12 protein-coding genes are annotated in these 12,344 nt (G+C 69.6%); 8 read left to right on the top strand and 4 right to left on the bottom strand.

Annotation, left to right across the window (positions count from 1 at the left end):
- The first annotated feature begins 40 nt into the window (after positions 1–40).
- From ACFM35_RS08550 to ACFM35_RS08540, 3 genes are all read left to right on the top strand, one after another.
- Complete coding sequence (locus tag ACFM35_RS08550) at positions 41–670, top strand: SAF domain-containing protein (RefSeq protein WP_378840905.1); 630 nt, start codon at positions 41–43, stop codon at positions 668–670.
- Entirely contained in the window at positions 667–1,980 is a 1,314-nt protein-coding gene (locus ACFM35_RS08545) for a CpaE/TadZ family protein (protein ID WP_378840902.1), read from the top strand. Before ACFM35_RS08550 ends, ACFM35_RS08545 begins: the two co-directional genes overlap by 4 nt.
- A 65-nt stretch (positions 1,981–2,045) precedes the next feature.
- A complete protein-coding gene (locus tag ACFM35_RS08540) occupies positions 2,046–3,539 on the top strand; it encodes a sensor histidine kinase (protein ID WP_378840900.1) in 1,494 nt (497 codons plus the stop codon).
- A 66-nt stretch (positions 3,540–3,605) separates the two neighbouring features.
- On the opposite strand, the gene ACFM35_RS08535 is transcribed toward ACFM35_RS08540, so the two are convergent.
- The gene (locus tag ACFM35_RS08535; protein WP_378840897.1) at positions 3,606–3,854 is read right to left on the bottom strand and encodes a WhiB family transcriptional regulator; all 249 of its coding nucleotides are present in this window, start codon (positions 3,852–3,854) and stop codon (positions 3,606–3,608) included.
- A gap of 250 nt (positions 3,855–4,104) precedes the next feature.
- Here ACFM35_RS08535 and ACFM35_RS08530 point away from each other — a divergent pair, with 250 nt between their 5' ends.
- Complete coding sequence (locus ACFM35_RS08530; protein WP_378840895.1) at positions 4,105–4,491, top strand: histidine kinase; 387 nt, start codon at positions 4,105–4,107, stop codon at positions 4,489–4,491.
- On the opposite strand, the gene bcp is transcribed toward ACFM35_RS08530, so the two are convergent.
- The 3 genes from bcp to aroA are packed head-to-tail and all read right to left on the bottom strand — an operon-like array spanning position 4,478 to position 7,447.
- Positions 4,478–4,969: a thioredoxin-dependent thiol peroxidase gene (gene bcp, locus ACFM35_RS08525; protein ID WP_378840892.1), complete on the bottom strand. Its 492-nt coding sequence runs from the start codon at positions 4,967–4,969 to the stop codon at positions 4,478–4,480. The two genes, ACFM35_RS08530 and bcp, sit on opposite strands and share 14 nt — an antisense overlap.
- Before the next feature lie 44 nt (positions 4,970–5,013).
- Positions 5,014–6,054 carry a ribosome small subunit-dependent GTPase A gene (rsgA, locus tag ACFM35_RS08520; protein WP_378840890.1) on the bottom strand — a complete coding sequence of 347 codons (1,041 nt, stop codon included), beginning with the start codon at positions 6,052–6,054 and terminating at the stop codon, positions 5,014–5,016.
- Positions 6,055–6,085: 31 nt separating this feature from the next.
- Positions 6,086–7,447 (bottom strand): 3-phosphoshikimate 1-carboxyvinyltransferase, encoded by a 1,362-nt coding sequence (gene aroA, locus ACFM35_RS08515; RefSeq protein ID WP_378840887.1) that lies wholly within the window; start codon positions 7,445–7,447, stop codon positions 6,086–6,088.
- Positions 7,448–7,500: 53 nt separating this feature from the next.
- Between aroA and ACFM35_RS08510 the strand changes: the two genes are divergently transcribed.
- The 4 genes from ACFM35_RS08510 to ACFM35_RS08495 all read left to right on the top strand — a co-directional run bounded on the left by ACFM35_RS08510 (position 7,501) and on the right by ACFM35_RS08495 (position 12,336).
- Positions 7,501–8,163, top strand: coding sequence for a sigma-70 family RNA polymerase sigma factor (locus ACFM35_RS08510; protein WP_378840884.1), 663 nt, complete (start codon positions 7,501–7,503; stop codon positions 8,161–8,163).
- On the top strand, positions 8,160–8,402 hold the full coding sequence (locus ACFM35_RS08505) for a zf-HC2 domain-containing protein (protein WP_378840881.1): 243 nt from the start codon (positions 8,160–8,162) through the stop codon (positions 8,400–8,402). The genes ACFM35_RS08510 and ACFM35_RS08505 overlap by 4 nt, the downstream gene beginning before the upstream one ends.
- A gap of 104 nt (positions 8,403–8,506) precedes the next feature.
- The gene (locus ACFM35_RS08500; RefSeq protein WP_378840879.1) at positions 8,507–11,047 is read left to right on the top strand and encodes a bifunctional lysylphosphatidylglycerol flippase/synthetase MprF; all 2,541 of its coding nucleotides are present in this window, start codon (positions 8,507–8,509) and stop codon (positions 11,045–11,047) included.
- Positions 11,044–12,336, top strand: coding sequence for an alpha/beta hydrolase (locus ACFM35_RS08495; protein WP_378840877.1), 1,293 nt, complete (start codon positions 11,044–11,046; stop codon positions 12,334–12,336). The genes ACFM35_RS08500 and ACFM35_RS08495 overlap by 4 nt, the downstream gene beginning before the upstream one ends.
- Positions 12,337–12,344: the final 8 nt, after the last annotated feature.

The following is a 12,344-nucleotide window of genomic DNA, read 5'->3' as shown; positions in this document are numbered from 1 at the left end:
ACGTCGGGGGCGGTTCTGCGATCTGAGTGACGATGGGGGCATGACGGTACAGGACATCGCGCGTCCCCGGCGCCGCGCCTTCTGGAGCGACGCGCGCTTCCTTCTCGGGATCGTGCTGGTCGCAGCATCCATCGCCGGAGTGTGGTTCGTCGTGTCCTCGTCGCGGGCGACCGTCTCGGTCTTCGCCGCTGCTCGAACCATCGTGCCCGGTCAAGCCCTCACAAGCGATGATCTGCAGGTGGTCGACGTCGCGCTGGGGCAGATGGGCGATGTCTACCTCGCACCGGATGCACTCGAAGGCTCTCTCGTCGCCACGCGGACGATCCCTTCCGGTGAGCTCGTGCCGCAGAGCGCCGTCGGGGACCCTTCCGCGGCCACCGTCACGACGATCGTGCTGCGGAGCTCCGTCGACGTCCCCGCCTCGGTCGACGCCGGCACCGTCGTCGAGGTGTGGTCGGCGCCGCTGATCGAGAGCGGCACGTACGACACCCCGCGCATCCTGGTGGTCGATGCCACCGTCATCTCGGTGTCGCGCGACGATTCGATGATCGGTGGAGGCTCGGCCGCACTGGAGGTCGTGATCGCGCGCGCCGATGTCGCCGCCGTCCTCGAGGCGATGTCCGACGAGTCGGCACTGTCGGTGGTCCCGACGACGGGTGGCTCGAAGTGAGGGTGATCGTCGCGGTGGACGGGTCGCGCGGCGCGGTCCTCGCCGACGGACTCCGAGACGAGGGGATCGACGTGGTCGCCGTCGTGGCGGCATCCGCGCTGGCCCGGGCCGGGGAGGCGCGCGCGCTCTACGAACGACCGGACGACGCCCGCGACCTCTCGCGCGCGGAACTGCTGCGCGATCTCACAGAGGTCGAGATCGTCGTCCTGCAGGTCGGGCGCGATTCGCTGACCGAGTCGGCCGTGGCGCTGACGGACCGGGAGGGGGCGAGGATCGTGCCCCTCTGCGCGACACCGGCCGACGCGCGACTTGCCGCCGCCTACGGGGTCGGCGAAGGGCATGAACTCGGTGTCGAGGCCTGGATTCTCGCCGACTCCCTCCGCGCCGCCCCCGCGCGCACCCGGCCGAGCCGTGTCGCGCCCTCGGTCGCGGCTTCTCCATCCCGGGTGGTGGCCGTGTGGGGGCCGGCCGGGGCGCCGGGCCGTTCCACGATCGCGATCGAGCTCGCTCTCGAACTCGCTCGCGGGGGGCGACACGTCGCGCTCGTGGATGCCGACACACACGCCCCGTCGATTGCGATCGCACTGGGGATCGCCGACGAAGGACCCGGGTTCGCGGCTGCGTGCCGTCACGCCGAGATCGGAGGACTCGACGCCCGCGAACTCACGCGCATCAGCGTGCCTTGGGACGGCAGCGGCGTCGACGTCCTCACGGGGATCAACCGCCCCTCGCGGTGGCCAGAGCTCTCGGATGCGCGTGTCACCGCGGCTCTCGCCGCCTGCAGGACGTGGGCCGACCACACCGTCGTCGACGTCGGCGCCGCACTCGAGCGCGATGAGGAGATCGTGAGCGACCTCGACGGCCCACGCCGCAACGCAGCGACGCTCGCCGCACTCCGCAGCGCCGATCTCGTCGTGGCGGTCGTCGCGGCCGACCCCATCGGGGTCGCGCGATTCCTCCGCGGCTACACCGAGCTGCGTGCCGCGATCGGCACCACGCCCGTGGCGGTGGTGGCAAATCGCCTGCGGCCCGGAGCTCTCGGGATCGACGCGCGCGGCCAGGTTCGGCGAGCGCTGGATCGCTTCGGAGGCATCGACGACGTCTGGTTCCTCCCGATGGACCCCCGGTCCGCGGATGCCGCGCTCCTCGCGGCGCGTCCGATCGCGGAGGTGGCGCCGCGATCACCCTTCACGCTCGCGCTGCGGAGGTTCGTCGGTGCCGTCATCTCGCCGCCGGTCTCGGGACCTGTCCCGTCGGTCGGCCGTGCACCGCGCCGCCGCCGGACGCGTGCCGTCGCCGTCGACGCATGACGCGCCCCCAGGCACCGACCGGCGCCGTGAGCGGCGCAGCGCGGACCGGACTCTAGGCTGGGACCGTGTCGACACTCAGCGATCTCGTCTACGCCCAGGGGCGCTCCAGCGAAGCAGATGTGGAATGGCTCCACCGGCTCGCCGGTGACGGTCAGCTCCTCGCCGACCTCGCTTTCGCAGACATCGTCATCTGGGTGCCGACGTCCGACGACACGTTCGTCGCCGTGGCGCACACGCGCCCGAGCGGTGCCGCGACGCTGTTCTACCGCGACATCGTGGGCGACCGCGTGCGCCCGCAGTGGCGCACCCAGGTGCGCCAGGCCTTCGACGAAGGACGTATCGTCGACTCGGCCTCGCCGGACTGGTTCGAGGAGACGCCGACGCGTGTCCGTGCTGTGCCCATCATCCGCGAGCGTGGCCGCGCCGATCACCCGGCTGTCGCCATCGGAGTGCTCACCCGGCACACCAACCTCGGCGAGACCCGCACCCCCTCTCGGCAACAGATCACGTTCAACGATTGCGCCGACGACCTGTTCGGCATGGTGGCGTCCGCGGACTTCCCCGACCTGTCTGCGCCGACCTCGCCCCGACGCGGCGCTCCCCGGGCGTCGGACGGACTGATCCGCATCGACGTCGACGGGGTGACGACCTTCGCGAGTCCGAACGCCCTGTCGGCGTTCAATCGCATGGGTTTCGAGGACGAGCTCGAGGGCGAGTCCCTCGTCGAGGTGACGACGAGCATCATCCCCGAGAAACGTCAGTTCGACGAGTCCCTCCCACTCGTGGTGAGTGGGCGCGCACCGTGGCGCGCCGACATCGAGGCGCGCGGGGTCGCGGTGTCGTTGCGGACGATCCCGCTGCGTGACCACGGCAACCGCATCGGCGCGATCGTTCTGTGCCGCGACGTGACCGAGATCCGGCATCAGGAGCAGGAGCTGATCACGAAGGATGCGACGATCCGCGAGATCCACCACCGCGTCAAGAACAACCTGCAGACCGTCGCATCGCTCCTGCGCATCCAATCCCGTCGCTCGCACTCCGAGGAGGCGCGCGAGGCGCTGACCCAGGCCATGCGGCGGGTCTCGGCGATCGCGGTCGTGCACGACACGCTCTCGGAGGGCCTCGCGCAGAACGTCGACTTCGATGACGTGTTCGCGCGCGTGCTCAAGCTCGCGGCAGAAGTGGCCGCGGCGCCCACGACGCAGGCGCACACCCGCACCACCGGCCGGTTCGGCACTCTGCCCAGTGAATACGCGACACCGCTGGCGCTCGCCCTCACCGAGCTCGTCACCAACGCCGTCGAGCATGGTTTGGCCGGCAAGGAAGGCGACGTCGAGATCATCGCGGAGCGCAGCGACGAGCGCCTCGCGGTGCGCGTGCGCGACAACGGCGTGGGTCTGCCGGAAGGTCAGGTCGGCCGCGGCCTCGGGACGCAGATCGTCCGCACTCTCATCCAGGGGGAGCTCGGCGGCACGATCGACTGGCACACGATCATGGGCAGCGGCACCGAGGTCACGATCGACATCCCTCTGCGCTACATCGCCCCGACCACCTCATGACGCCCTGACCGTCTCATGACGAGAGCGACGGATGCCGAGGCATCCGTCGCTCTCGTCAGCGGTGGATCAGGAAGCGCGGCGGGCGCGGGCGGCGCGACGCTTGAGGGCGCGACGCTCGTCCTCGGAGAGGCCGCCCCACACGCCCGAGTCCTGACCGGTCTCCAGGGCGTACTGCAGGCAGACCTCGGTGACGGTGCACCGAGAGCAGACGGATTTGGCCTTCTCGATCTGATCGACGGCGGGACCGGTGTTCCCCACGGGGAAGAACAGCTCGGGGTCGACGGTCAGGCAGGCGGATTTGTCGCGCCAATCCATGGTGGTGCTCCTTGTTACGAAGTCGTTGAGAGTCCGGCGGCCGTTTCGGATCCGGTACTCTGTGGGATGTGCGAGCAGTTGCTCGCCCCACTTCGCTGTGGGAGCACATGGCTTCTGACAATGTTTCCACAGCGGCAAAAGGGAATCAAGAGTCCGTTCACGTCAATGTGCGGGAAATGCTGAGCATCCGCCCCGTGAGGTGGAGGATCTCGACAAATCAGAGTGGGTCGCGCCGAGGGGATCGTGGATCATGTCGACGAAATCCGTCTATCGACTGGCTGCGCTCGTCGTGGGGGCGGAGGGCATCGGCATCGTCGCGCTGCTGATCTGGCAGGTGTCTGCCCTCGCTGACGGCGACACCGAATCCCTCTCCAGCGCGATCGCCCTTGTCGTGCTGACCGCCGTCGGGGCGATCGCGGTCATCGCTTTCGCCGTGGCGATCGCTCGCGGGCAGTCATGGGGGCGCTCCGGCGGCATCGTGACCCAGGTGCTGATCGCGGCGGTGGCTCTGGGCGCCGCCACCGGCGCGTATGCGCATCCGCTGATCGGCCTCGGGCTCGCCGTCCCCGCGGTGGTCGGGTTCGTGCTGCTGGTGATGGCCGCCCGACGCGCGGCCGCCGACCTCAGGAAGACGTGACGGGCGCCTGGTCGGCCTCGAGCAGGGCGCGCAGCCGTGCGACGTGGCCGGTGGCCTTGACGTTGTAGAGCGCGTGCGTGAGAGTGCCCGCCTCGTCGATGACGAACGTGGAACGTAGAACGCCCTCGCTGACCTTGCCGTAATTCGTCTTCTCGCCCCACGCCGCGTAGGCATCGTGCGCCGCATGGTCGGGATCGCTCAAGAGGGGGAAGGAAAGGGCATCGCGCTCGCGGAATTCCCGGAGTTTCTCGGGGCTGTCCCGCGAGACTCCGATCACGGTGTAGCCGAGAGCCTGCAGCGACGAGAGGCTGTCCCGGAAGTCGCAGGCCTGCGTCGTGCAGCCGGGCGTCATCGCCGCCGGGTAGAAGTACAGGATCACGCGCGTGCCGCGGAGATCGCGCAGGTGGACGGGCCGGCCGTCCTGATCGTCGAGGATGAAGTCGGGCGCGGTCGCCCCGGTCTGCAGCTGAGGGGTCATCGCTCCAGCCTATGGGGCGGCGTTCACAGGGACGAGTGCGCGGTTCACCGGCCGGCGAAGGTCGCCAGCAGACGCTGGAGCGAGTTGAGGCGTTCTTCCCCGCGAGGACCGAGCAGCCCCTCGGCGAGAGCCTCGTTCAAGGCGCAGTCCGGCGCATCGGGCAGGTGCGTGCAGCCGCGAGGGCACTCCTGGGCGATGGCGGCGAGGTCGGTGTAGCCCCGCAGGATGCTGGCGGGATCCACGTGTCCGAGGCCGAAGGAGCGCACACCGGGGGTGTCGATCACCCAGCCCGTGCCGTCTTCACCCACGTAGCGCAGGGACACCGTCGAAGAGGATGTGTGACGTCCGCGACCGGTCACTTCGTTCACGTGCCCGGTCGCCCGGTCTGCGCTCGGCACGAGCGCGTTCACGAGCGTCGACTTGCCGACCCCGGAGTGACCGACGAAGACCGTCGAGTGCCCCACCAGCGAGCGCCCGATCTCGGCCAGCGGCATGTCGAGCTGGGCACTGGTGAACACCGTGAGGTCGAGACCCTCGAAGTGGCGCAGGAATGCGGAGGGATCGGCCAGGTCGGTCTTGGTCACCACCAGCAGGGGGCGCACACCCGCGTCGAGCGCGGCCACGATGTAGCGGTCGACCAGTCGTGCGCGGGGCTCGGGGTCTGCGGCGGCGACCACGATGAGCATCTGGTCGGCATTCGCCACGATGACGCGCTCGACCTGGTCGGTGTCATCGGCGCTCCGGCGCAGGAGGGAGGTGCGCTCTTCGATGCCGATGATGCGGGCGAGGGTGCCCTCGTCGCCGGTCGCATCACCGACGACGCGCGCGCGGTCTCCGGTGACAATCGCGACCTTGCGCAGTTCGCGGGCGCGGCTGGCGAGCGCCCGATGCTCCTCGGGGGTGTCCTCGTCCAGGAGGACCGTGTAGCGGCCGCGGTCCACGCCCAGCACACGCGCGGTCTGCGCGTCCGCGTGGGCAGGGCGGCGCTTCGTCCGCGGCCGGTTGGCCTTCGGGTTGGGCCTCGAGCGGATGTCGTTCTCGTCGAACTCGTCGTCGTCGTCGTCGTCCGGAGGGAGCCAGCTCATGAGTGGGACTGCCGGCGGGGTCGAGGAGTCCTCACGCGAAGTCGTTCCGATCCGACGGCGGAGTGCGCAGCATCCGCTCCCACATCTCGGGGAACTCCGGCATCGTCTTGGCGGTGGTGCCGATGTCGTCGATCTCGACGCCCGGAACAGCCAGACCGATCAATGCCCCGGTGGTCGCCATCCGGTGGTCGTGGTGGGCGTGCCACAGCCCGCCCTGCAGGGGTCGCGGGACGATGCGGATCCCGTCCTCGAGCTCGTGCGCCTCGCCGCCGAGACGCCGCAGTTCGCCGATGAGCGCGGCGATGCGGTCGGTCTCGTGTCCTCGGATGTGTCCGATGCCGTACAGCGTTGTCGGCGCGTTGGCGAAGGCGGCCAGCGCGAAGATCGTCGGGGTCAGCTCGCCGGCCGCGGACAGATCCAGATCGACGCCGGCGATCTCGTGGCCCGCCGTGACGGTCAGGGCGCCACCGCGCCGCGTCACGCGCGCCCCCATGAGCGAGAGGATGTCGCCGAGCATGGCGCCGGGCTGCGTCGAGTGCGCGGGCCACCCTGTGACCGACACCGAACCTCCGACGATCATCGCCGCCGCCAGGAACGGCGCAGCGTTGGACAGATCGGGTTCGATGGCGATGTCCTTCGCGCGGATCGGACCCGACGGCACCACCCACTCGCCCGGGGCGGGGTGCTCGACGTGAACTCCGCGGTGGCCGAGGCTGTCGATGGTCATGTCGATGTGCGGCTGAGAGGGCAGGCGCTCGCCGGCGTGGATGAGTCGCAGTCCCACGTCGTAGCGCGCCGCGGCGAGCAGAAGTCCCGACACGAACTGGCTCGACGCGCTGGCGTCGATCGTGATCTCACCCCCGCGGGTGTGTCCACGACCTCGCACGGTGAACGGCAGTCCCCAGTGTCCGCCGTCGTCCACATCCACGCCGACGTCGCGGAGGGCTTTGATCATCGCGCCCATCGGACGGTGCAGGGCGCTTTCGTGGGCGGTCATCGCCACGTCGCCTGTGGCGAAGCCGGCGAGCCCCGCGACGAAGCGCATCACCGTGCCGGCCTGACCGCAGTCGATCTCGGTCCCGCCCCGCAGGGGCCAGACGGGGGTGACGACGAGGTCGGCGCCGAACGATCCGTCACCGGGGACCTCTTCGATGCCGACGCCGAGAGCGCGGAGGGCCTCGATCATGCGTGCCGAGTCGTCGGAGTGCAGCGGCGAGGAAAGCCGCCCAGGGCCGTCGGCGAGTGCGGCGAGGACGAGTTCGCGATTGGTCAGCGACTTGGAACCGGGCACGGTGACCACGGCGCGCAGTGCGCCGGCGGCGACCGGTGCCTGCCACCGTCCGCGCGCGGGCGGGTACGGCGCGCTCTCGTGGGAATAGGTTTCCGCAGTCATCGGTTTCTAGCCTAGTGAACAGGTCGCGGAACAAGCCCGACGGGAGGAGCAGGATGATCGCCGTACTCGAACGCCCCTCCCGGTCGTCGGCGACGCCGGACGTAGACTTGCGCGTGATGAGCGACCAGGCAGAGACCGCCGAAGACGCCCGCACCCAGTTCGAGGTGCAGGCGCTTCCCTTCATGGACCAGCTGTACGCCGCGGCCATGCGGATGACCCGTAATCCCGCGGACGCGGCCGACCTCGTTCAAGAGACGTTCGTGAAGGCGTTCGCGTCGTGGAAGACGTTCACTCAGGGGACGAATCTCAAGGCGTGGCTCTACCGGATCCTCACGAACACGTACATCAACACCTACCGCAAGAAGCAGCGCGAGCCCTATCAGGGCACGATCGACGAGCTCGAGGACTGGCAGCTGGGTGGTGCGGAATCCACGACGGCCAGCAGCAGTCGGTCCGCCGAGGCGGAGGCCATCGACCGCATGCCGGCATCCGTCGTCAAGGACGCCCTGCAGTCCATCCCCGAGGATTTCCGACTGGCGGTGTACTTCGCCGACGTCGAGGGGTTCGCCTATCAGGAGATCGCCGACATCATGAAGACCCCCATCGGCACGGTCATGAGTCGTCTGCATCGCGGCAGACGGATGCTTCGTGAACTGCTCGCCGACTACGCAAAGGAGCGCGGCATCGAAAGTGCCGCCACGAGGAGTACGAAATGAGCGACTGCGGCTGCGACCAGGCACGGCGTGACCTGGAAGAGTACCTCCGGCACGAGGTCTGCAAGACCTCGCACAAGGACATCACCGACCACCTCGAGAATTGTCCGGCGTGCTCGGACGAGGCACTCGTGGCGCGGACGCTCACGGATGTGGTGGCTCGCGCGTGCAAAGAGACCGCCCCCGAGGAGCTTCGCGATCAGGTGATGGCGCGCCTGCGGGCGGTCCAGACCAGCCACTGACGCGGGCGCCGGAAGGGCTCTCTCGGCATCCTCATCGACACATGTCCTAGGCTCTGTCTGCTCGGGTCGCCGACTGCCCGGGCTCGGTGACGCTCGAGGTGAGAATGGCTGCGAAGGAGTCCGGCGGACGTGGTGGCCTGTCCGGGGTGACGGCACGGGCGCTCGCCGCGGTCGCACTCGCCGACCTGCGTCGGCGCCCCGTGACCATCGGCTTCACGATCCTCACCGTCCTGGCCACGGCGACCGCGTGGGCCGTGGCAGGGGGCTTTCCGCAGGCCCTCGCAGCCGGGCCGACGACGATCAACGAGCAGGGCCGATGGTGGGCACCGCTGACCGCCCTCCTGGTGTCTGACTCCCCGACCGACCTGATCGCGTCCGCTCTGCTGATCGTGGTCTTCCTCGGCTTCGCCGAGAAGCTGCTCGGGCCCGCTCGCACCATCTGGATCGGTCTTTCGGTCGGTGCGACGGCGATTCTGGTCTCGAGCGCCCTGCAGGCGGCACTCTGGCAGATCACCGACCTCCGCCCCGTCGAGGGGTCCGAGATGCCGGTCCTCGATCCGACGATCGCCACGGTCGCGGTCATCATGGCCGCCAGCCCCTTCGCCTCGGCGCTCTGGCGACGGCGTACGCGCGTCACCGGATTCGCCGCGCTCGCGATGTTCGCTCTCTATGCCGGCGATGCCGACTCGTGGTATCGCCTCATCGCCGCGCTGGTCGGGCTCGCCGTGGGGGTCGTCCTGTTCCGGCGGACGGGCGAGAGTCGATCCCCGCTGCCGGTCATGCACCGCAGCTCCACCCGGGAGACGCGGTCGCTCGTGGCGGCGATCGTGGCGGTGACGGGTCTCGGACCGGTGGCGGCGCTGATCGCCGGCGGAGGGCGCGGACCGCTGTCGCTGGCCGTCGCGTCATTCGGTCAGTTCAACGACGAACTCGTGGAGCGGTGCACCGAGCGCTACCTGCCGTTGTGCGATCACCAGTTCGCGCTGCTCGTGACGCGCGGTGCAGGCCCGGCGGTGATGGCGCTCGTGCCCGTCGCCCTGCTGGTCATCGCCGCGTGGGGACTTCGTCGTGGGCGGCGCTCGGCATTCATCCTCGCCGTCGCCACCAACGTCGCCCTCATCCTGCTGGCGGTCGGATCGCTGTGGGCGGGAACCGTCGTCTTCGACGCCGACTCCAGCGGCACCTGGCCCGAGTACGCCCTCTGGGTCAGCTCGTCGCTGCTGCTCCCGCTCGCCGTCACCATCGTGCTCTGGTCGACGTCGGCACGGTTCCGCGCACGCGCACCCCGACAGGCGGTCGCGCGCTTCGCAGCCACGGTCGGTGTGGCGTTCGCGGTGTGCGCCGGTACATTCCTGGTCGTCGAGTCGTTCTCGCGACGCGCGTTCGACACCCCACCGCGTGTCGTCGATCTCCTCGTCGAGACGGTGCGACGCTTCATCCCTCCTGTCTTTCTGCAGTCGCTCGGGCAGCCTCCGTACCCGCGCACCGGCGCGGCGCTGCTCACATACCAGTGGGTGGGGGTGGCTTTCTGGGCGGTGGTCGCGATCGCGATGTTCCGGCTGTACCGTGCGACCAGGCTTCCCGAGGCTGTGATGGACGAGAGGCTCTTCCGCGCACTGCTCCGCCGCGGCTACGGCGGCTCGCTGGGGTTCCTCGGCACGTGGCCGGGCACGCTGCACTGGTTCAGCGATGATCTCCAATCCGCTGTCGCCTACCGAGTGCACCGCGGCGTGGCGATCGCCGTGGGTGATCCCGTGTGCGCCCCTGAGCAGTCGGCGCAGACCATCCGGTCGTTCGCGGAGTTCTGCGTCCATCAGGGGTGGACGCCCGTCTTCTACTCGATCCACGACGACTTCCTGCCCGCCTTCGACGAGATGGGGTGGAGCCATATGTCGGTGGGGGAGGAGACCCTCCTCGACCTCCGCTCCCTGGACACGTCGGCGAAGAAGTGGAGCAAGGTGCGGTATGCCCTCAATCGTGCTGAGCGCGAAGGCGTCCGCGCCGAATGGACGACCTGGCACGACCTTCCCGTGACGATCTCGAGCCAGATCGTCGAGATCAGCGAGCAGTGGGTCGCCGAGAAGTCGCTGCCCGAGATGGGTTTCACCCTCGGCTCGCTCGACGAACTGCGTGACGACGACGTGCGCCTCCTCGTCGCGATCGACCCGCATGATCGGGTGCAGGCGGTGACGAGCTGGCTCCCCTCCTGGAGCGCGGGTGCCGTCGACGGGTGGACACTCGACTTCATGCGGCGGCGGGACGATTCGCCGAACGGCATGATGGAGTTCCTTCTCGCGAAAGCGGCGCAGCTCATGCAGAACGACGGCGTGTCGATGCTCAGCCTCTCCGGCGCGCCGCTCGCGACGAAGCCGGCGACGGACGCAGAGACGACGGATGCTTCGCCCACGGCCGTGACGGTCTTCCTGGGCTGGATGGCGCGTGTGCTCGAACCCGCCTACGGTTTCGCGTCGCTGTTCCGGTTCAAGAGCAAGTTCTCGCCGTCGTACCGCTCCCTGCATCTCGCGTACGCCGACCCCCTGACGCTCCCCTCCGTGGGCTCGGCGCTGGCACAGGCGTACCTGCCGACGGCCTCCTCGCGGCAATACGTCGCTCTGGCCCGCACACTGCTCGGCGCCTCGCGATGACCGGCTGGCTGCTGTCGCTCGAGCTGCTCGACAGCCCGGTGCTGGCACTCACTGCCGCAGCCACGGCGCTGCTGCTCCTGATCGTCGTCCTCCCGCGGCCGCGCCATCCCTGGCGCTTCGTCTTCGGCGCGGGAGCCGGCGCGGTGCTCGCCTTCGCAACCCTCGCTGTCGTGGACGTGACCCAGGCCATCGGCGACAACGTGCTGCCGGCCGCGGGCGCGTGGGTGTCGGTGGGATTCGCCGCCGTCGGACTGAGCGTCGCGGGCGTGCTGACCCGCCCGTGGTGGCGCCGACTCGTCGCGCTCGCCGCCGCCGCACTGGCGCTGTGCACCACCGTGGTGGGCGTGAACTTCGTCTACGGGATCGACCACAATCTGTCGGCGATCCTGGGCGTGCAGTCCGCGCCGGCGGTCACCCTGCCCGCTCTGACGACCGACGACGCCGATCAGACGCTCTTCTCGTCGTGGAAGCCGCCGGCGGGCATGCCGCAGCAGGGCATGCTCGGCGCGCTGAGCGGGGCGAACGCGATACCGTCTCCCGGCTACGCCGCGAGGGAGCCCGCGATCTACCTCCCGCCGGCGGCCCTGGTCGAAAACCCGCCGAAGCTTCCGCTCCTCGTCTTCATGATGGGTCAGCCGGGCTCCCCCGATCCGACGAGCCTCGCGATCGCACTGGACGATTATGCGGCAGCCCATCAGGGACTCGCACCGATCGCCATCGTCGCCGATCAGCTGACCGACCCGGAACGCGACCCCGCGTGCCGCGACTCGGCGGCCTATGGTGCGGTCTCGACCTACTTCAACACCCAGATCCCCGCCTTCGCCCTCGCCAAGCTCAACATCGATCCCGATCCGGCCACCTGGACCATCGGCGGATACTCCAACGGCGGTTCGTGCGCCATCACGTGGGCCGCACAGCATCCCCACATCTGGGGGAATGTCATCGACGTGTCGGGCAACGAGTTCCCGGGGTCTGAGACGGTCGCCGAGACGACGGCCGCCGTCTTCGGAGGGGACACGGCGGCGTTCGAGGCATCCAAGCCCGCGAACGTCATGGCGGCCGCCCCGCCCGGCGCGTACCGCGGGCACACGGCGGTCTTCACCGCCGGGTCGGATGACGAAGAGTTCGGTCCCGGGCAGGAGCGCAACGCCCGCGCCGCGCGCGACGCGGGCTTCACGGTCACGTTCGAGAAGATCCCCGGCGCAGGACACACGGGCGAAGCGCTCGATCAGGGCCTGGCACTGTCTCTCGACGCGATGGGCAAGGCCTGGGGGCTCGCGCCGCCCTGAGCGGATGA

This window comes from Microbacterium songi, assembly GCF_042747925.1.
GTDB lineage: Bacteria > Actinomycetota > Actinomycetes > Actinomycetales > Microbacteriaceae > Microbacterium.
This window is presented reverse-complemented; position numbering and strand designations above follow the sequence as displayed.

Excerpts from the sequence above, each read along its gene's own strand:
- ACFM35_RS08550 (WP_378840905.1), top strand. The coding sequence starts at position 41 with ATGACGGTACAGGACATCGCGCGTCCCCGGCGCCGCGCCTTCTGGAGC.
- aroA (WP_378840887.1), bottom strand. The coding sequence starts at position 7,447 with ATGACTGCGGAAACCTATTCCCACGAGAGCGCGCCGTACCCGCCCGCG.
- rsgA (WP_378840890.1), bottom strand. The coding sequence starts at position 6,054 with ATGAGCTGGCTCCCTCCGGACGACGACGACGACGACGAGTTCGACGAG.
- ACFM35_RS08500 (WP_378840879.1), top strand. The coding sequence starts at position 8,507 with ATGGCTGCGAAGGAGTCCGGCGGACGTGGTGGCCTGTCCGGGGTGACG.
- ACFM35_RS08530 (WP_378840895.1), top strand. The coding sequence starts at position 4,105 with ATGTCGACGAAATCCGTCTATCGACTGGCTGCGCTCGTCGTGGGGGCG.
- bcp (WP_378840892.1), bottom strand. The coding sequence starts at position 4,969 with ATGACCCCTCAGCTGCAGACCGGGGCGACCGCGCCCGACTTCATCCTC.
- ACFM35_RS08535 (WP_378840897.1), bottom strand. The coding sequence starts at position 3,854 with ATGGATTGGCGCGACAAATCCGCCTGCCTGACCGTCGACCCCGAGCTG.
- ACFM35_RS08505 (WP_378840881.1), top strand. The coding sequence starts at position 8,160 with ATGAGCGACTGCGGCTGCGACCAGGCACGGCGTGACCTGGAAGAGTAC.
- ACFM35_RS08510 (WP_378840884.1), top strand. The coding sequence starts at position 7,501 with ATGATCGCCGTACTCGAACGCCCCTCCCGGTCGTCGGCGACGCCGGAC.
- ACFM35_RS08495 (WP_378840877.1), top strand. The coding sequence starts at position 11,044 with ATGACCGGCTGGCTGCTGTCGCTCGAGCTGCTCGACAGCCCGGTGCTG.